The sequence below is a fragment of the Mycobacterium sp. E796 genome, from assembly GCF_001672815.1.
Classification (GTDB): domain Bacteria; phylum Actinomycetota; class Actinomycetes; order Mycobacteriales; family Mycobacteriaceae; genus Mycobacterium.
Window position 1 is genome coordinate 1 of sequence record NZ_LZKK01000030.1, and the last position, 18588, is coordinate 18588.

At 67.9% G+C, this 18588-nt stretch carries 23 protein-coding genes; 19 read left to right on the forward strand and 4 right to left on the reverse strand.

What is annotated here, in order from left to right:
- Positions 1-201: shikimate kinase (locus tag A5706_RS02220; protein WP_369831777.1), on the reverse strand; the 201-nt coding region annotated here is incomplete at its 3' end.
- Between A5706_RS02220 and A5706_RS02225 the strand changes: the two genes are divergently transcribed.
- Genes A5706_RS02225 through A5706_RS02235 form a run of 3 tightly spaced genes read left to right on the forward strand, consistent with a single transcriptional unit; the run spans position 138 to position 1622 of the window.
- Entirely contained in the window at positions 138-593 is a 456-nt protein-coding gene (locus tag A5706_RS02225; protein ID WP_068126605.1) for a gluconokinase, read from the forward strand. The two genes, A5706_RS02220 and A5706_RS02225, sit on opposite strands and share 64 nt — an antisense overlap.
- A gap of 48 nt (positions 594-641) precedes the next feature.
- Entirely contained in the window at positions 642-1031 is a 390-nt protein-coding gene (locus tag A5706_RS02230) for a hypothetical protein (RefSeq protein WP_068126608.1), read from the forward strand.
- 12 nt (positions 1032-1043) lie between these two features.
- Positions 1044-1622, forward strand: a complete 579-nt coding sequence (locus tag A5706_RS02235) for an AAA family ATPase (protein WP_068126610.1) — start codon at positions 1044-1046, stop codon at positions 1620-1622.
- A gap of 6 nt (positions 1623-1628) precedes the next feature.
- Here A5706_RS02235 and A5706_RS02240 read toward each other — a convergent pair whose 3' ends face one another.
- A complete protein-coding gene (locus tag A5706_RS02240; RefSeq protein ID WP_068126612.1) occupies positions 1629-2618 on the reverse strand; it encodes a DoxX family protein in 990 nt (329 codons plus the stop codon).
- A 107-nt stretch (positions 2619-2725) separates the two neighbouring features.
- On the opposite strand from A5706_RS02240, the gene pncA reads away from it, so the two are divergent.
- From pncA to A5706_RS02255, 3 genes are all read left to right on the forward strand, one after another.
- The gene (gene pncA / locus A5706_RS02245; protein ID WP_082964145.1) at positions 2726-3286 is read left to right on the forward strand and encodes a pyrazinamidase PncA; all 561 of its coding nucleotides are present in this window, start codon (positions 2726-2728) and stop codon (positions 3284-3286) included.
- Complete coding sequence (locus A5706_RS02250; protein ID WP_068126616.1) at positions 3286-4110, forward strand: ketosteroid isomerase family protein; 825 nt, start codon at positions 3286-3288, stop codon at positions 4108-4110. Before pncA ends, A5706_RS02250 begins: the two co-directional genes overlap by 1 nt.
- 111 nt (positions 4111-4221) lie before the next feature.
- Entirely contained in the window at positions 4222-4857 is a 636-nt protein-coding gene (locus tag A5706_RS02255) for a hypothetical protein (protein ID WP_068126618.1), read from the forward strand.
- A 6-nt stretch (positions 4858-4863) separates the two neighbouring features.
- On the opposite strand, the gene A5706_RS02260 is transcribed toward A5706_RS02255, so the two are convergent.
- Positions 4864-5223: a DoxX family protein gene (locus A5706_RS02260; RefSeq protein WP_369831778.1), complete on the reverse strand. Its 360-nt coding sequence runs from the start codon at positions 5221-5223 to the stop codon at positions 4864-4866.
- A 169-nt stretch (positions 5224-5392) separates the two neighbouring features.
- On the opposite strand from A5706_RS02260, the gene A5706_RS02265 reads away from it, so the two are divergent.
- Genes A5706_RS02265 through A5706_RS02285 form a run of 5 tightly spaced genes read left to right on the forward strand, consistent with a single transcriptional unit; the run spans position 5393 to position 10468 of the window.
- Positions 5393-6349 carry a sigma-70 family RNA polymerase sigma factor gene (locus A5706_RS02265; protein ID WP_082964144.1) on the forward strand — a complete coding sequence of 319 codons (957 nt, stop codon included), beginning with the start codon at positions 5393-5395 and terminating at the stop codon, positions 6347-6349.
- Complete coding sequence (locus A5706_RS02270) at positions 6339-7661, forward strand: sugar ABC transporter substrate-binding protein (protein WP_068126621.1); 1323 nt, start codon at positions 6339-6341, stop codon at positions 7659-7661. Before A5706_RS02265 ends, A5706_RS02270 begins: the two co-directional genes overlap by 11 nt.
- On the forward strand, positions 7658-8569 hold the full coding sequence (locus A5706_RS02275) for a carbohydrate ABC transporter permease (protein ID WP_068126623.1): 912 nt from the start codon (positions 7658-7660) through the stop codon (positions 8567-8569). The genes A5706_RS02270 and A5706_RS02275 overlap by 4 nt, the downstream gene beginning before the upstream one ends.
- Positions 8562-9398 (forward strand): carbohydrate ABC transporter permease, encoded by an 837-nt coding sequence (locus A5706_RS02280; protein ID WP_369831779.1) that lies wholly within the window; start codon positions 8562-8564, stop codon positions 9396-9398. The genes A5706_RS02275 and A5706_RS02280 overlap by 8 nt, the downstream gene beginning before the upstream one ends.
- 2 nt (positions 9399-9400) lie before the next feature.
- Positions 9401-10468: an ABC transporter ATP-binding protein gene (locus A5706_RS02285; RefSeq protein WP_068126627.1), complete on the forward strand. Its 1068-nt coding sequence runs from the start codon at positions 9401-9403 to the stop codon at positions 10466-10468.
- Between the two features lie 4 nt (positions 10469-10472).
- Here the strand turns inward: A5706_RS02285 and A5706_RS02290 are convergent, their stop codons facing one another.
- Entirely contained in the window at positions 10473-10760 is a 288-nt protein-coding gene (locus A5706_RS02290) for a DUF3349 domain-containing protein (protein ID WP_068126660.1), read from the reverse strand.
- Between the two features lie 248 nt (positions 10761-11008).
- On the opposite strand from A5706_RS02290, the gene A5706_RS02295 reads away from it, so the two are divergent.
- The 8 genes from A5706_RS02295 (at position 11009) to A5706_RS02330 (ending at position 18448) form a co-directional block, all read left to right on the forward strand.
- Positions 11009-11704 carry a rhomboid family intramembrane serine protease gene (locus A5706_RS02295; RefSeq protein ID WP_068126628.1) on the forward strand — a complete coding sequence of 232 codons (696 nt, stop codon included), beginning with the start codon at positions 11009-11011 and terminating at the stop codon, positions 11702-11704.
- Positions 11704-13800, forward strand: a complete 2097-nt coding sequence (glgX, locus tag A5706_RS02300; RefSeq protein ID WP_068126630.1) for a glycogen debranching protein GlgX — start codon at positions 11704-11706, stop codon at positions 13798-13800. The genes A5706_RS02295 and glgX overlap by 1 nt, the downstream gene beginning before the upstream one ends.
- A 35-nt stretch (positions 13801-13835) precedes the next feature.
- The gene (locus A5706_RS02305) at positions 13836-14672 is read left to right on the forward strand and encodes a DUF3097 domain-containing protein (protein ID WP_068126632.1); all 837 of its coding nucleotides are present in this window, start codon (positions 13836-13838) and stop codon (positions 14670-14672) included.
- Between the two features lie 325 nt (positions 14673-14997).
- Entirely contained in the window at positions 14998-15522 is a 525-nt protein-coding gene (locus A5706_RS02310; RefSeq protein WP_068126634.1) for an OsmC family protein, read from the forward strand.
- Positions 15523-15548: 26 nt separating this feature from the next.
- Positions 15549-16625 (forward strand): acyl-CoA dehydrogenase family protein, encoded by a 1077-nt coding sequence (locus tag A5706_RS02315; RefSeq protein ID WP_068126636.1) that lies wholly within the window; start codon positions 15549-15551, stop codon positions 16623-16625.
- 10 nt (positions 16626-16635) lie between these two features.
- On the forward strand, positions 16636-17265 hold the full coding sequence (locus A5706_RS02320; RefSeq protein ID WP_068126638.1) for an RNA polymerase sigma factor: 630 nt from the start codon (positions 16636-16638) through the stop codon (positions 17263-17265).
- Entirely contained in the window at positions 17262-17531 is a 270-nt protein-coding gene (locus A5706_RS02325) for a hypothetical protein (RefSeq protein ID WP_068126641.1), read from the forward strand. The genes A5706_RS02320 and A5706_RS02325 overlap by 4 nt, the downstream gene beginning before the upstream one ends.
- A complete protein-coding gene (locus tag A5706_RS02330; RefSeq protein ID WP_068126644.1) occupies positions 17528-18448 on the forward strand; it encodes a formate/nitrite transporter family protein in 921 nt (306 codons plus the stop codon). Before A5706_RS02325 ends, A5706_RS02330 begins: the two co-directional genes overlap by 4 nt.
- Positions 18449-18588 lie beyond the last annotated feature (140 nt).

Genomic DNA, 18588 nt, shown 5'->3' on the forward strand with positions numbered 1-18588 from the left:
GGGCCGGCGATCGTCGTCGTCGAGCGGTTCACCGGCGGTCATCTTCGCGATGTTCGCCGGCGGGTGCAGGGTGTCGGCGTCGATGAAGGGCACCGCCAACCGTCGGGCCAGCGCCGCCCCCACCGTCGACTTGCCCGATCCCGAGACGCCCATCACCACGACGGGCGGGCCGGCCGCTATTCGGCGAGGTTGCGGTTCCATTCCACCCAACCGACACCCTGCACCCGCCGGCGAACATCGCGAAGATGACCGCCGGTGAACCGCTCGACGACGACGATCGCCGGCCCTGGCTCGAACGCGTCGGGGAGTGGTTGGCCGACCACCGCGACGGCGCCGTGGCGAGCTGCTCGGCGCTCAAACGCAAATACCGCGACCAGCTCCGCGCCCACTGCCCCGAGGTCGAGTTCCTCCATCTGGCCGGTTCACCCGAACTGATCGGCCGCCGGCTGGCCGCGAGGTCGGGCCATTTCATGCCGGCCGCCTTGCTGCGATCCCAGTTCGACGCGCTCGAACCCCTCGGCGCCGACGAGGCGGGCAAAACCATCGACGCAAGCCAACCGGTGGAGGCGATCGTCGACGCGTTTATCATGTAGCAGTATGCTACATTCTGTAACGAAATGCTGCAGGGGCGGAGGAAGGTCATGGCAGAGGGTCTCGATCGCGTCACGCGCGTGGCCGCGGACCTGATGGACAGCGCGGCGTCCGAGGGCGCCCGCCAGAGCCGTTCGGCCAAGCAGCAACTCGACCACTGGGCGCGGGTCGGGCGGGCGGTGTCCAGCCAGCACACCAGCTCTCGGCGGCGGGTGGAGGCGGTGTTGGCCGGTCACTTGGCGACCGGCGACCTCACCGTCGAGGAGGGCGTCGTGTTCAACGCCGAGATCTCGGCCGCCATCGAGGAAAGCCTGGCGCGCACCGATTACGGGGCGGCGCTGGCCGGGCAGGGCATCACCACGGTGGCCCTCAACGACGCCGGTGAGATCGTTGAGCACCGGCCCGACGGCACCGAGGCGGTGCTTTCGGCCAAGCGCTGAGCGCGCGGGACGATGAACCGCCTAGACCTCGTGGTCGGGCCGAACGGCGCCGGCAAGTCGACGTTCATCGCGTTCACCCTCTCGCCGCTGCTGCCCCGAAGCTTCGTCGTCAACGCCGACGAGATCGCCCGCCAGCGCTGGCCCGAGGACCCCGCCTCGCACGCGTACGACGCCGCGGAAATCGCCGCCGGCACGCGCGCCAAGTTGATCGAGCTGGGCAGGTCTTTCATTGCGGAGACCGTCTTTTCGCATCCCTCGAAGCTGGACCTGATCCGCAGCGCGCGCGGCGAGGGCTTCACCGTCGTCCTGCACGCGCTGCTCGTCCCGGAAGACCTTGCGGTCGAACGGGTTAGGCACCGGGTGGCAGCCGGCGGCCACCATGTGCCCGAGGACAAGGTCCGGCAGCGGCACCGCCGGCTGGGGGCACTCGCCGCGGGCGCCATCGCCTTGTCGGACATCGCGACCGTCTACGACAACACGCGCCTGCGCGGGCCGCGCATCGTCGCCCAATTCAGCGGCGGCGAGGTGGTCGGCTCGCCCGACTGGCCGCAGTGGGCACCGAAGGAACTGTCGGCCCGCTGGCCGAACTGAACGCGGTTACCAAATGCGCCGGCGCCGGCGGGTCGGGAGCCCCTCGCCCACCCGGTCGCGGGCGGTGTCGGCCAGTTCGCTGCCGCGGGCGGCCGCCGTGTTGGCCAACTCGATGCCGCGCAACCGCGCGATCTCGGCGAGCTCGACCCCGCGGTCCCGCGCCGTGTCGGCGAGTTCTTCGCCGCGCTTGCGCGCCTTCTTCGCCAGCGGTGCGCTCTTTTCGGCGGCCGTGCTGGCGAGTTCTTCGCCGCGTTTGCGCGCCTTCTTTGCCAGCGGTGCGCTCTTTTCGGCGGCGGTGCTGGCCAGTTCCCGGCCGCGCTCGAGGGCGGCCTCGGCGTACGGGGCGCTCCGTTCGGCGGCGGTGCTGGCCAGTTCGCGGCCGCGTTCGAGGGCGGCCTCGGCGTACGGGGCGCTCCGTTCGGCGGCGGTGCTGGCCAGTTCGCGGCCGCGCTCGGCGCCGACCTGGAGGCCGTGCACGATCTTTTCCCCGAGTTCGCCGAGCTCGCCGTCGTCCGACCCGGGCAGCGCCGACGACACCCGCTCGGAGAGCCGTTCCGCGGCTTGGCGGCCCCGCCACCCCAGGGACGGCTTGCCGGCCGTATCGGCGGACGCGATCATCAGCCCGCCGACCAGGCTGAGATCGGTCAGAAAGTCCTTGCGCTTCTGGGCTTTCAGCTGCGGGTCGCTCTCACTCCAGAACATGTGCGCGCCGAGGTTGGCCGGGAGCACCGTGAGGGCGAGCGCCGCTGAAGCGACGCGCGGCGCCTTGCCGATGGCAAGCAGCAAGCCGCCGCCGATCTGGACGGCCGCATTGATCTGAGCGAACGTCTGGGGGTCGCTGGGAATACTGCTCCCCACCGGATCCGGCAGGGCGCGAAGACCGTCGACGGCCGGCGCCGCGGCTTCGGCCGCCGGCTTTGGATTGAGCAGCGAGTCGATTCCCTGGCCGATGAACACCGCCGACAACAGGGGCCTCGCGATTCTGCGGATCAACATGGCAGCTGGGTTACCCGGCCGACCGGGCGGCAAACCGCTGGGAGCCGCGCCCAGTCAAAGGCCCTGCTCGCGGCCGTCGCGTTCCGCCCGGCGATAGGGTGGAGCGCGTGCGGGCGTTGATCGTCGTCGACGTGCAAAACGACTTCTGCGAGGGCGGCTCGCTGGCGGTGGATGGCGGGGCGGCGTTGGCTTCCGCCATCACCGGGTACCTCGCCGGCGAGCCCGGTTACGACCACGTCGTCGCGACCGCGGACTTCCACATCGACCCCGGCGACCATTTCTCCGACCGCCCGGACTACCGGTCGTCGTGGCCTCCGCATTGCGTCGCGGACAGCCGTGGGGCGCAGTTTCACCCCGGCCTCGACACCCGCCGCATCGAGGCAGTGTTCCGAAAGGGCGACTACGCCGCCGCGTACAGCGGCTTTGAGGGCGTCGACGACGAGGGGACCCCGCTGCTCGAGTGGCTGCGCCGGCGCGGGGTCGACGAAGTCGACGTGGTCGGCATCGCCACCGACCACTGCGTGCGGCGGACCGCCGAGGACGCGGCGAGGGCCGGCCTGACCACCCGCGTGCTGGTGGATCTGACCGCGGCCGTGTCCGCGGACTCGGCCGCGGAAGCGTTGGGGGAGATGCGAACCCTCGGCATCGAGCTGGTCGGCGGCCCGTGATGGTGGTGCCCCTGGATCGCGAGCGCCTGCTCGCCGCGGTGGAACGCTCGCCGCAGGCCGCGGCGGCGCACGACCGCGCCGAATGGGTGGGGCTGTTCACCGTCGACGGCCGGATCGAAGACCCGGTGGGATCGCGCCCGCACGTGGGGCATTCCCGGATCGGCCGCTTCTACGACACCTTCATCGGCCCCCGCGACATCAAGTTCCACCGCGACCTCGACGTCGTCGTTGGCGCCGCGGTGCTGCGGGACCTCGAGCTCGAGGTGTCGATGGGCTCGAGCGTGACCTCGAACGTGACCTCGAACGTGAAGATGTACATACCCGCTTTCCTGCGTTACGACCTCCGAGAAGACAACGGCCAGTGGAAGATTGCCCACCTGCGCGCCTACTGGGAGTTGCCGGCGATGATGCTGCAGTTCCTGCGGGCCGGGTCGCGGGCGGCGGTGCCCGCCGTGGCACTGTCGCGTGATTTGTTGGCCAATCAGGGATTCGGGGGGACCGCGGGCTTCCTGGCCGGATTGCGCCGCCCCGGTGCGCGGCGCAAGCGGCTGGCGGAGGCCTTCCTCGGCGCGGTCGCCCGGAAGGACACATCCGCGGCTCTAAGCCATCTGTCGCCAAGGGCCGCAATAACTTTGGGCGACAACGACCGCGTCGATCTTGCCGAACTGTCCGAACGGCTCGACGGGGCCGCCTGGGCCAAGGTGATCGGCGCCGGGACCAACGTCGCGGTCTCGGTCAGCTCGGCCCGCGGGCGCGGCGTCATGCTCGTCGACGTGGCCTGGCCGGGAAACGCGATCGACCGGATCCGGTACTTTCCCGCCTGACGGCTCCCACCTTTCTCGGGCCGTCGAAGTTAGCCAGTGCCGGATGCTTCTATGTCTTGCCAGGCAACTGATCCTGCCGTAGAAATAGCTGTCACTGAATGGAGGCGGGCAATGGGTGTGGTGCGGATCTTCGGCGTGGGACTTGCGTTCACCGCCGTCCTGACGGTGGGAACGGCCTGCACGGTCACAACCACGACATCTTCCTCGTCGAGCTCGTCCAAGCCGACGTCGTCCACCACCACGTCGTCGAGTTCGGCGACATCGACCCCCACGTCGAGCACGCCGTCCGGCGTTGCACCGCTGGGCGACTACACCTATCTGCTGCTGCAGGCCAGCGACATCGGTCCCGACACCGCGACCACGGCACCCCCAGTGCAGAACCCCGGCGGTATCGCCGGAGCCGGCGTGACGTACGCCAATCCGGATCGGACGCGCAGCATCGACGATCTCGTCGTGGTGTTCACCGACCCGGCGACCGCCGCGCAGCAGGCCAAGGAGCGCGCGTCGTCCTACGGCAAATACGTGACCGGGGCCCCGCAGCCGTTCGAGGTCGGGACCAACGGCCTCATCGCGGTGGGGACGTCGCCCGACAACTCCAAATCGGTGACGTATGTGACGTTCGCCGAGGGGAGGGTGGGCGTTGACCTGGAGTTCGACAGCGCGCCCAACGATCCCGCCCCGAGCGACGTCGTGCTCGACATGGCCCGCAGGCAGGACCAGCTCATCAAGGACCGGTTGCCCGCCTAGCAGGGTTCAGCGCGCCACCATCAACGCCAGCGTGGCCGCCGACAGGCACAGGTAGGCGCCGGGAAACGCGATGTTGTAGAAGACGCGTGCCCGCAGGTGAGTAACCACCGCGCCGACGAAAAACAGCACCAGGCCGATGGCGGCCGCAATCCCCAACGCGCGAAGGCCCACCAGCCCGACCACCAGCCCGGTGGACCCGGCCAGCTTGATCGCCGCCAGTGGCCGCAGCCACGAGCGCGGCACGCCGACCTCGGCCGAGTTCGCCAGGACGAATCCGGCGGGAATCAGGTCGGCCACCGCTACTCCGGCGGTGACGACGGCGGTTGTCAGCGTGATCACGATGTACGTGGTATGGATGTTCGTCATCTGCTCCAACCCCTTGTCCTACATGGTTTTTCCGCGGCGGCGAGCCGGATGGCCGCCCCGCGCGTCGCGGCGCACAATCGGTAGGGTCATGGTGCTGGTCTCCTTTGCGACAGAGAGTTCGATGGATGCGTTCACCGTCTTGACGACTCCCACGCGGAAAAGGTGACCCATGAGCGCACCAAAGGATTTGGCGGATCTCGCGCAGCGGTTCGACGCGGATCGACGACACCTGAGGTCGGTCGCGTTTCAGCTGCTCGGCTCGGTGGCCGACGCCGACGACGCCGTCCAGTCGGCGTGGCTGAAGGCCAGCGGCACGGCTTTTGACGGCATCCGCAACCTCACCGGCTGGTTCACCACGATCACCGCCCACGCGGCCATCGACCAGCTCCGGGCGCGGGGGCGGCGCGCCGAGCGACCGCTCGGCGAGCCCACCGAGCTCGACCGGCTCACGGGGACCGCGGCGGCCCCGGCGGACGAGGACGCGCTGCTCGCGGACTCGGTCGGCAGCGCCATGCTCGTCGTGCTCGACCGGCTCTCACCCGCGGAGCGGGTGGCGTTCGTGCTGCACGACGTGTTCGCCATGCCGTTCGAGGAGGTCGCCGCCCTTCTGGACCGCTCGCCGGCCGCGGCGAAGAAACTGGCAAGCCGGGCCCGGGCACGCCTGCACGCCCGTCCGGCGATCGAACCGGCCCGTGCGGCCGAGCGCCAAGCGGTCGTCGAGGCGTTTCTGGCGGCGTCCCGCGGCGGCGATATCGCCACCCTGCTCGAGCTGCTGGCGCCCGACGTGGTGCGCCGGGTCGACGCGGCGCTGGTCCCCACGGACGTGCCCACCGAAGTGCGCGGGGCGAGGGAGGTCGCCGAGGAGACCCGCCGCTTCACCCGCCGCGCGCGGACGGGCGTGGTCCTGCTCATCGACGGCGTCCCGGGCATCGTCCTCGCGCCAAACGGTCGCGCCCAGGCCATGCTCCGGATCGGCGTCGGCCCCGACAACCGCATCCACGCCATCGACATCACCAGCGACCCCGGCCGGCTGCGCCGGGCCGTTCTCGCGCTGCCGAGTAAAGATCCCAAACGCCCGGCGGCGGAGGCCGCTACCGGGCAACATCGGGAGCACCATGCTCGATAAGCCGTTCGGGCGGCGAAGCCTGCTGCGGGGAGCCGGTGCGCTCACCGCGGCGTCGCTGGCGCCCTGGGCCGCCGGCTGCGCCCCCGACGACGACGCGTTGACCTTCTTCTTCGCGGCCAATCCGGACGAGCGGGATCGCAGGATCCGCATCGTCGAGGAGTTTCAGCGCCGCCACCCCGATATCAAGGTTCGGGCGGTGTTATCGGCGCCGGGCGTGATGCAGCAGCTATCGACGTTTTGCGCGGGCGGCAAGTGCCCGGACGTGATGATGGCGTGGGAACTGACCTACGCTGAACTGGCCGCCCGGGGTGTTTTGCTCGACCTCAACACCATGCTGGCTCGCGATCCAGGTTTCGCGGCGGAACTGAAGGCGGACAGCATCCCTTCGCTGTATGACACCTTCGCGTTCGATGGGGGCCAGTACGCGCTCCCGGAACAGTGGTCCGGAAACTATCTGTTCTACAACAAACGGCTTTTCGCCGAGGCCGGGCTGCCGGCGCCACCCGGAACCTGGGAGCGGGCGTGGAGTTTCGAAGAATTCCTGAATACCGCGACCGCTCTCACCAAGCGGGGTGGTTCTGGGCGCGTCACGCAGTGGGGCTTCGTCAACATGTGGTTCTCGTACTACTCGGCCGGGCTGTTCGCCATGAACAACGGCGTACCGTGGGCCACCCCGCTGAAGAACCCGACCCACTTCAACTTCGGCGACGAGGCTTTCATCGAGGCGGTGCAGTTCTACGCCGACCTGGCCAACAAGCACAAGGTGGCGCCCGACGCATCCGAGGTGCAGTCGATGTCCACGCCCGATCTGTTTGCGGCGGGCAAAGCGGCGATCGGGCTGGGTGGCCACTGGCGATATCAGACATTCCTTCGTGCCGATGACCTGGATTTCGACGTCACCCCGCTGCCGGTGGGGCCGCGCCGGCAGGGGCAGCCCGCGCGCTCCAACATCGGTGCCACCGGGCTGGCCATCTCCGCGAGCAGTCAGCGAAAGGAGCAGGCATGGGAGTTCGTGAAATTCGCGACGGGGCCGGTTGGCCAGGCGTTGACCGGTGAATCCACGTTGTTCGTGCCGGTGCTGCGCTCCGCGCTCGACTCGAGCGGATTCGCCGAATCACACCACAGAATCGACAATCTCGCCGTCCTCACCCAGGGCCCGGCGCATTCCGACGGGTTGCCGGTCACCCCGGCGTGGGAGAAGATCGTTGCCCTGATGGACCGCAACTTCGGGCCCGTGCTGCGTGGATCCCGCCCGGCGACGTCGCTGACCGCGCTGCCGCCCGCGCTCGACGAGGTGCTGCGCACCTCATGACATCGGCGTCCGGTCCCTCCCGGCGACGCGCCCGCGCCGGTCGCCTGTTCGTCGCGCCCAACCTCGCCGCGGTCGCGGTGTTCATGCTGTTTCCGCTCGGCTTCTCGCTCTACATGAGCTTTCAGCAGTGGGACGTCTTCAGGCCGCCGAAATTCGTGGGCCTCAAGAACTTCCAGGAGCTGTTCACCTCCGACCCGCTGTTTCTGATCGCCATCCGCAACACCGTGATCTTCACCCTCGGCACCGTCGTGCCGACCATCCTGGTCAGCCTCGTCGTGGCCGGCGTGCTGAACCGAAAGGTCAAGGGCATCGGTGTTTTCCGCACGATCGTCTTCCTACCACTGGCCATCTCGTCGGTGGTGATGGCGGTCGTGTGGCAGTTCGTCTTCAACACCGACAACGGGCTGCTCAACATCATGCTCGGCTGGGTCGGGATCGGGCCGATCCCATGGCTGGTCGACCCCAAGTGGGCCATGGCTTCGCTGTGCATCGTCAGCGTCTGGCGCAGCGTGCCGTTCGCCACCGTCATCCTGCTCGCCGCGATGCAGGGGGTTCCCGAAAGCGTCTACGAGGCGGCCCGGATCGACGGCGCGGGCGAGGTACGGCAATTCGTCTTCATCACCGTGCCGCTGATCCGGGGGGCGATCTCTTTCGTGGTGGTCATCTCGATCATCCACGCGTTCCAGGCGTTTGACATGGTCTACGTCCTCAACGGCGCGAACGGTGGGCCCGAAAGCGCCACCTATGTGCTGGGCATCATGCTGTTCCAGCACGCGTTCTCGTTCCTGGAATTCGGCTACGCGTCGGCGCTGGCCTGGGTGATGTTCGCGATCCTGCTGGTGCTGACCGTGGTGCAGTTGCGGCTGGCGCGGCAGCGTTCTTTGGAGGCGTCCGGTGGTCTTGGCTGAGCGGGTGTTCACGCGCAACGTGTTTCGCGCCGTCCTCGTGTACACGGCGCTGACCGCGATCGCCTGGTGCTGGCTGTTCCCGATCGCGTGGGCCGTGTCCGGTTCGTTGAAACGGGAAGGCGAGGTGACCGAGCCCAGGCTGTTGCCGGCCCATCCGCGGTGGTCCAACTACACCGAGGTGTTCTCGCTGATGCCGTTCTGGCGCATGTTTTTCAACACGGTGCTGTACGCGGGGTGCGTCACGGCCGGGCAGGTCTTCTTCTGTTCGCTGGCCGGATACGCGTTCGCGCGGCTGCAGTTCCGCGGCCGGGAGGCGTTGTTCGTCCTATACCTGGGCACGCTGATGGTGCCGCTGACGGTCACGGTGATCCCGCAGTTCATCCTGATGCGGACCGTGGGTTGGGTGGACACGCCCTGGGCGATGATCGTGCCGGGCTTGTTCGGCAGCGCCTTCGGCACATATCTCATGCGGCAGTTCTTCCGCACGTTGCCAACCGATCTCGAGGAGGCGGCGATCCTGGACGGTTGTTCCCCATGGCAGATCTACTGGCGCATCCTGCTGCCGCACGCGCGGCCGGCGGTGTTGGTGCTCGCGGTGCTCACCTGGGTCAACGTGTGGAACGACTTCCTGTGGCCGCTGCTGATGATTCAGCGCAACAGCCTGGCGACGCTGACGCTCGGCCTGGTCAGGCTGCGCGGCGAATACGTCGCCCGCTGGCCGGTGATCATGGCCACCTCCATGCTGATCATGGTGCCGCTGGTCGTCATCTACGCCTTCGCCCAGCGCTCCTTCGTCCGGGGCATCGCCGTCACCGGAATGAACGGATAGCCATGGCATCGGTCAGTTTCGAGCAGGCGACGCGGCGCTATCCGGGCACGGATCGACCCGCCCTGGACGGCCTCGATCTCGAGGTCGGGGACGGCGAATTCGTCGTCCTGGTCGGACCGTCCGGCTGCGGCAAGACGACCTCGCTGCGGATGGTTGCCGGACTGGAAACGCTGGACGCCGGGCGCATCCGGATCGGGGACCGCGACGTCACCAACGTCGACCCCAAGGATCGCGACGTGGCGATGGTCTTTCAGAATTACGCGCTCTACCCGCACATGACGGTGGCGCAGAACATGGGCTTCGCGCTCAAGATCGCCAAAACCCCGAAAGCCGAGATCCGCGAGCAGGTGCTGGCCGCGGCGAAACTGCTTGACCTGCAGCCGTATCTGGATCGCAAGCCCAAAGACCTGTCCGGCGGGCAGCGCCAGCGGGTCGCCATGGGCCGTGCGATCGTGCGGCGCCCGCAGGTCTTCCTGATGGACGAGCCGTTGAGCAACCTCGACGCCAAACTGCGCGTGCAGACCCGCAACCAGATCGCCGCGCTGCAGCGGCGGCTCGGCACCACGACCGTGTACGTCACCCACGACCAGGTGGAGGCCATGACCATGGGGGATCGGGTCGCCGTCCTGTGCGACGGGGTGCTGCAACAGTTTGCGACACCGCGAGAGCTCTACCGCAACCCCGAGAACGTCTTCGTGGCGGGATTCATCGGCTCCCCGGCGATGAACCTGTTCACCCTCCCCGTCGTGGACTCCTCGGTGTCGCTGGGGGACTGGCCGATCCGGGTACCGCGCGAGATGGACGGCACCGAGGAGGTCGTTGTCGGGGTCCGCCCCGAACACTTCGAACTGGGCGGCCTCGGCGTCGAGATGGAAGTGGACGTGGTCGAGGAGCTCGGCGCGGACGCCTATCTCTACGGCCGAATCACGGGTTCGGGCAACGTGATCAGCCAGCCTGTCGTCGCGCGCGCCGACGGGCGTCACCCACCGGAAAAGGGCAGCCGCGTGCGCCTACACCCCGAACCCGGGCACTTGCACTTCTTCGGCACCGATGGCCGAAGGATCTCTTGAGTGGCTACGCGCTGGCGCACCCGATCGCGTGCAGCCGACGCTGCACGCGCGCGATGTCGTCGTCGGAGGGCATCGCGTTGGTGACGTGCGTGATCGCCACCCCGACGTCGGTGCTGCTGATCGGCGCACATCGGCGCATGATGAGTTCTCTTGTGATGGTGTTGATCTCGTCGTTCGAGACACGCCGGTGCGACAAAGCCGCCAGCGGCGCGTAACCGGTCGCCGGCATGCCGGTGGGGTACCCGGCGCGCAAGAAAGCGACAATGCTCGACACCCAATGGGACAGGTCCATAACGTCCACCTCGCTCACCGCCACACGCTGTGCATTAGCGGCACTTAGCAACGTAGCAGCGGCAACGCGATCAGCCCGGTAAGGCCACGCAGTTACTTACGACAATTTATGGATTTCTCATGCTTACGGCCGAATCCTTAACAGGTTCGAGGCGCGGATGCTGTTATTCACAACAATGACTATCGAGCGTCCGAGCGCGACGATTGTCTCGCCAGGACCCGCGCCTACTGCCAAAGGGAGTCGCCCGGATGATCCCCTATTCCGACGGTATCCCGGCCCGCCGGTTTCCCATCGTGAACTCAACGCTGATCGCGATCAACTTCGCGGTGTTTCTGTTCTACGAATTGCCGAACGGGGATGCCGCGATCGACCGGGCGTCGTTTTATCCGTGCAACGTCGACGGTGCCTGTCACGTCGGCGTCTCCTGGGGGTTCGGCTGGATCACGGCCATGTTCCTGCATGCCGGCTGGGATCACATCCTCGGCAACATGCTGTTCCTGTTCATCTTCGGCAAGAACGTCGAGGATGCGTTCGGACGGCTCGGCTACCTGCTCTTGTACTTCGCCGGGGGGTTCGTCGCCACCCTGACGCAGACGGCCATGACCCTGCTCTTCGGCTCGGCCTCCGATGCGCGGGTACCGACACTCGGTGCCAGCGGCGCGATCGCGGCCGTGCTGGGCGCTTATCTGGTCCTCTACCCGAGCTCGCGCATCAGCACGTTAATCGGGTGGATCCCGGTCGGCATCCCTGCCTGGGTGTTCCTGGGTGGCTGGTTCCTCTACCAGTTTTTCGAGGGCAACTCCTCGCTGGTCCACCCCAAGGCCGGCGGCAGCGGCGTCGCTTTCTTCGCCCATGTCGGCGGATTCGTCTTCGGTTTCCTGGTAGCGCGAGTGCTGGTCGGTGCCGATCGACTTGCGGTTCGGCAACCCCAGGGGGGTGGATGATGACACCGAAAATCGTGCCGGGCCGGCCCGACGCGCTCGGCGCCACACCCGATGCCGGGGGCACCAACTTTGCGGTCGCCTCCGGCGGTGACGAGGTGACACTGTGCCTGTTCGACGCTGACGGAGCCGAGACGCAGCTGGTGATGCCCGACCGCGACGGCGACGTCTGGCACGGCTTCGTGCCAGGCATCGGGCCGGGACAGGCCTACGGATTTCGGGTCGGCGGCCCCTTCGACCCCGGCCGCGGGCTGCGCTACAACCCGGCCAAGCTACTGCTGGACCCCTACGCACGCGCAATCGTGGGCGATGTGCGCTACGGACCGGAAGTCGTCGGTCACTCCCTGGAAAACCCCGCGGCGCCAAGCCCTCTGGACTCGGCCCAGCATGTGCCGCGCAGCCTGGTTTGTGCGGCGCTCCCGCCGCTCACCGCACCCAAGCCGCAGCAGGGGCTCGCCGACAGCATTCTTTACGAGGTTCACGTTCGCGGATTCACGGCAAGCCATCCGGGCGTTCCAGAAGAACTGCGCGGTACCTATGCGGGCCTTGCCCATGATGCGGCACTGCAGCACCTGACCGACCTTGGCGTCACCGCGGTGGAACTGTTGCCCGTCCACCGCAGCGTGCCCGAGCAGTTTCTCGTCGACCGGAGCCTGACGAACTACTGGGGGTACAACACGATCGGGTTCTTTGCGCCGCAGGCAAACTACTCCGCCGCGGCGCGCGCCGGCCAATGGGGCGCGGAAGCCGCGGAGTTCCGCGCCATGGTCGATGCGCTGCACGCCGCCGATTTGGAAGTGATCCTCGACGTGGTGTTCAACCACACGGCCGAGGGCGGACCCGGCGGGCCCACCCTGTCGTTCCGCGGGCTCGACAACCCCGCCTACTACCGGCTCGTTCCGGGCGACCCGAGCAGCTACTACGACACGACCGGGACCGGTAATTCGTTGAACACCGGCAATCCCACGACGCTGCGGTTGATCATGGACTCCCTTCGCTATTGGCTGTCGCAGATGGGCGTCGACGGCTTTCGGTTCGACCTGGCGGCCACCCTGGGCCGCGGGGGCGGCGCGTTCGACCCGGTGTCCGCCTTCTTCGATGTCATCGGTCAAGACCCGGTGATTTCGCGGGCAAAGCTGATCGCCGAACCCTGGGACGTCGGCCAGATGGACAGCTATGAGGTGGGCCGATTTCCGCCGCTGTGGAGCGAATGGAACGGACGCTTCCGCGACACGGTCCGCGACTGGTGGCGCAGCCACGACGGGCTTCTGGCGGACTTCGCATCCCGGCTGTGTGCCTCGTCGGACATCTACGGCGATCGTGCCGAGGGGCGACGCCCGAGCGCATCGGTCAACTTCGTCACCGTGCACGACGGATTCACGCTGCGCGACCTCGTCTCCTACGACCAGAAACACAACGAGGCGAACGGCGAAAACAACCGCGACGGCACCGACGACAACCGGTCATGGAACTGCGGGGTGGAGGGCCCGACCGACGATCCCGATGTGTTGGCCCTGCGCGCGCGCCAGCAGCGCGCGTTCCTGCTGACCCTGTTGCTGTCCGGCGGGGTCCCGATGCTGCTGGGTGGCGACGAACTCGGCCGCACCCAGCGCGGCAACAACAACGCCTACTGCCAGGACAACGAGATCACCTGGTTCGACTGGTCCGCGCGCGACGACGACCTCAGCGGTTTCACCACCGACCTCATCGCGCTGCGCCGCCGTCATCCCGTGTTCCGCAGGCGCCGCTTCCTCACCGGCCCGGCCGCCGCGGACCTGCGCTGGTTCACGGCGGCCGGCACCGATATGACCCCCCAGGACTGGACGGATCCCCTCGCACGCAGCATCGCGTTGTTCATCGACGGCACAACGGATCCCGACGTCGCCCCCGATGGCACGCCGATGGTCGACGATGATTTCCTGGTACTCGTCAACGCCTGGTGGGAGCCGCTGACCTTCTCCGTCCCGGCAGATCTTGCGCTCCTGCCCTGGGACATCGTGTGCGACTCCTTCGACCCCAGGCGAACCGGACGCGCCGGGCAACAGCTGGAGGTCGGGCCGCGGTCCGCGGTGGTCCTGCGATCCGCTGGCGCGCCGTAACCCCGTTTGGCCGCAACGCTTCCTAGTATTGCCGGGTGGTCGATCGCTACGGAACGGATGTCCTCGCCTCGGGTCGGCGCAAACCTCGCTCGACGGAGCACCCGGCCGAGCTCGGCCTGGTGGTCGAGGACGTCGAAACCGGCTACGTCGGGGCGGTGGTGCGGGCCGAATACGGCCGCGTCTACCTGGAGGACCGGCACGGTCACACGCGCGGCTTTCCGCTCGGCCCAGGCTTTTTGCTCGAGGGCCGCCCGGTGATCCTCACGGCGCCGCGCCGCACAGCGCCTACCGCCGCGGGCAGGACGGCGTCCGGCTCCGTCGCGGTGCCCGGCGCGCGTGCCCGGGTCGCCCGGGCCGGCCGGATCTACGTCGAGGGCCGCCATGACGCCGAACTGATCGCACAGGTGTGGGGCGACGACCTCCGCATCGAGGGCGTCGTCGTCGAGCATCTCGGTGGCATAGACGATCTGGTGGGTATCGTGGCGGAGTTCGCGCCCGGCCCCGGGCGCCGGCTCGGCGTGCTCGTCGATCACCTCGTCGCGGGATCGAAGGAGACCCGGATCGCCGAGGCGGTACGCCGGGGACCGGGCGGCCTCGACACCCTGGTCGTCGGCCACCCCTACGTCGACATCTGGCAGGCCGTGAAGCCGCAGCGGCTCGGCCTCGCGGCCTGGCCCGAGGTTCCGCGGAACATCGAGTGGAAGCACGGCGCCTGCGCGGCGCTCGGCCTGCCGCACAACAACCAGGCCGACATCGCCCGGGCGTGGCGGCGCATCCGCTCGAGCGTGCGCGACTGGAACGACCTGGAACCGGAGCTCATTGGCCGCGTCGAGGAACTCATCGACTTCGTCACGCAACCGCCCGGGCCCTGAACCTTCCGACGAAAAAGATCCGCGGGATTTTATTCGCGCGCCGAACCCGCCCGGCGGGCCCGACCTGCTTGACGCGTGCTGGCGCCCCACCGACTAGCTACCTCAGAGCGGCGATGTTCGGCCGAGGAAGCCCACGACACCGGGCAGAGTCGGTTCATCCGGGCAACACCGCGCCGGTGCGCGCGATCGTCGGCGGCCGCGCTGTTTCGGGCAAGTGACGTGCCGCCTCGTCGGCGCGGGGCGAGCGCGCCCGCCGTCACGCATTGCTTCCGGGGAGCACTAAATCCGTGGAGACCCCAAACACCGCGGGAAACGGAGGACGTTCATGACCGACGCGCTCGTCATCGATGCCGAAGGGCTCGACCGGCTGTCGTGTAATGCCAAGGCCAACCCCGACACCGGCAAGAAGACGCTGAAGGCGAAGACGGTTTGTGAAGCGGGGTTCCGCAACATGACCTACGTGCGCGGTCTCGCGCCGATGCTGGTGGGAGAACCGCCGGCGCTGCTGGGCGACGACTCGGCGCCCAACCCGTCAGAAACAGCCCTGGCGGCGCTGGGGTCGTGCGTGTCGGTCGGCCTGCTCGCCAACGCCACACACCGTGGGGTGACCCTGACCAAGATCGAGGTCGAGATGGAGGGCGACATCGACATCTCCGCGGTCTGGGGGGTGGGCGACACCCCGTCGGGCAAACGCCTCGGCTTCAGCGCGGTTCGCTGCAAGGTCACCCTCGCCGGCGATGCCGACGACGCGACCCTCAAACAGATCCACGACAACGCGATCGCCTGGTCGCCGGTGGTCAGCACGTTCCGCAACCCGGTGGCCGTGGACTCGACGCTGGTCACCGAATAGGCATCGTGGCAAAGGGATTTAGTGAAATGACGGCGACCTTGGACCCCGCGGCCGGCCGGTTGGACCTCGAACTGCTGGAAGACATCCGCGCCCACGCCGGGGCGTTGGACGCCGGCGAGCACCACTCGCGCCGCAGTTTCGCCGCGCTCGGCGCTGCCGGCCTGCTGGGGATCGGTGCACCGGGCAACGCCGACGGCAGGCTGCCCGAGATGGCCGAAGTCGTGCGGCGGATCTCCGGCGAGTGCATGAGCACCGGTTTCTCGGTGTGGGCGCATCGGATGACGGTGGAGTACTTACTCACCGCCGCAACGCCTTTCAGCATCGCGGCGGCGCGGCCGCTGCTCGCCGGAACCGCGCTGGGGGTCACTGCCATGGCATCGGCCTTCAAGGAGGCGGCGGGCTGCGGCAGCCTGGAGCTTACGGCCGCACCGGTCGACGGCGGTTACGAATTGTCCGGTCCGATCAGGTGGGCCAGCAACCTCTACCCGGACTCGACAATGGTCACCGCCGCGCGGACCGACGCCGGCGAAAAGCTCATCGTGGCACTGCCGTTGGACACACCCGGGGTCGTCGTAGGGGAGCACTTCGACCTGTTGGCACTGGGCAGCACGGCGTCGTCGTATCTGAATCTGCAGTCCGCGTACGTTCCCGCGGAGCAGGTGTTGTCGCGCGACTTCGATGGGTTTCTGCGCACGGTGCGCCCGACATTCCTTGTCTTGCAGTCGGCGATGTGCCTGGGGCTGACGAGAACCACGGTGGAGGAGAGCAGGCCGGGGCTGACGGGGGTCAACGCCGTCTTCGCCGCGGACGTCGAACGCATCGCGGAAAAGCTCGCCTCGGCGGAGGCGACGTTGGCGAGGTTGGCGGCAGCGGTCGGCGGGTCCGAGACGTCACGGACGCCGACGAAGAAAGAGCTGCTGTCGCTACGGCTCGCCGCAGCCGAACTTGCCGGCGCCAGCGCCGATCTGGAGATCCGAACCGCCGGTGGCAAGGGTTACGCCAGTAGGACCTCGGCGAGTCGGCGATATCGGGAAGCGGCGTTCATTCCCGTGCAGTCCCCGTCGGAAGCCCAACTGCGCTGGGAACTTGCTAGATGCGCCTGAGTGAGGGTCGATGGTGACCCCAGTCGCGCTGCCCCCCGAGGGCGCCGAGTCTGAACACCTGGTCGGCGGAATTCCGCTGGCCAGTTTGGTGCGCGACTTCCACCGGCCGATGGTGAACTTCGCTCGCACCATGGTCAATTCGACGACGGTGGCCGAAGAAGCGGTGCAGGAAGCATGGGTGCAGGTCCTGCAGTCGTCCGATTCGTTCGAGGGACGTTCCTCGGTGCGCACGTGGTTGTTCGGGATCGTCAAGAACACCGCATCGCGGTACCGGCGGCGTGAGTCGCGGATCCGCGACCACGAGGTCCTGGCGGCCACCGACACTGAAGCCGTGGACCCACTGGCAGGTCGCATGCACCCCCTCGGCCACCCCGACGCCGGGCACTGGAGCTCGCCGCCGTCGCATCGCTTCCTACCCGAGGACCAGACGGTGGCAGGCGAACTCGTCGGGCTCGTGCGCGCCGCGCTGGATGCGTTGCCGGAGCGGCAGAAACAGCTGATCATCCTGCGCGACCTCGTCGGCGCATCGGCCGAAGAGGCGGCCGGCATCCTTCAGCTGTCCGCCGAGGCGCAGCGCGCCCTGCTCTACCGCGCCCGTGGAAACCTCCGAAATGAATTGGAAAGGCGGTATCAACGATGACCGTCTACGACAACACGGTCCCAGCCATCGACTGCGTCGATTTCGTGCGGCTCGTCGACGAACTCGTCGATTCCGATCCCGCGGGGTGGGGCCCGATCGTCGCCAAGCACCTCGAGGACTGCCCTCCGTGCCTGGTCTATCTGCAGCAGATGCTCGACCTCAAGATCCTGCTCAACCACGTTTTCGAGGGGGAAAAGCTCAGCGACGAGCACATCAGCGGGGTCATCAACGCGATCCACGACTTTCCGAAAGGCCGACACGAATGACGACCGACACGCAAGCGCCGCAGTTGGAAAGGCGAGTCACGGCGGGAGACGCGCTGGTCTCCTTGTCATCCGACGTGTCTGGCGTGACCAAGGGGCCTACCGAGGATCCGTTCGAGCCGCTGAGCGTGGGCGCCATGGTGGACCGGGTGGCGGCCATGGCTGTGGAAAAGGCCGCAAATCCGTGGGCGTTCTTCGTCCGTTCCGTGGTCGGCGGCGCGATGGTGGCGTTCGGGGTGCTGCTCGCGCTGGTCGTGAGCACCGGTGTGAAGACCGCGGGAGTGGCGAGCCTACTGATGGGCCTGGCGTTCGGCATGTCTTTCGTGCTGATCCTGGTGTCGGGCATGTCGCTGATCACCGCGGACATGGCCGCGGGGTTGCTTGCCGTCCTGAAGCGCAGCATGAGCGTTCGCGGCTACGCGTGGCTGGTGGGCGTCGGCCTCATCGGCAACATCGCCGGTGCGTTTGTGTTCGTCACGCTCTGCGGTGCCGCCGGCGGCCCGTATCTGGGTGCCTTCGCCGAGCGTGCGGCAACCGTCGGCGCCCTGAAGGCCGGCCAGCCGGTCGGCACCGCGCTGTTGCTGGCCGTGGTGTGCACCTGGTTCCTGCAGACCGCCATGTGCATGTTCTTCAAGGCGCGCAGCGACGTCGCGCGGATGGCATTCGCGTTCTACGGTCCGTTCGCGTTTGTGATCGGCGGCACCCAGCACGTGATCGCGAACGTCGGCTTTCTCGGGCTTCCCTTGTTGCTCAACCTGTTTCATCACGCCGCACCGCACGCCGGCATCAGCTGGGGCTTCGGTCACGACGGCTTGCTCACCAACATCGGCGTCACCACCGTGGGCAATCTGATCGGCGGCACCGTCTTCGTGGCGTTGCCCTTCTGGATCATCGCGCGGCTTCAGCGTCGCCAAACCTGAACGGGCCCCGATTAACGAATGAATGGGCGGTTACCGCTGGACGACTTCCGTCGGCTGAGTGAGCCAACGGCCGCAACGGGTTTCAGTGACTGTCCTCAGTCCCGGGCGGTTGAGGACTAAAGCCTCACGACCGACACCCC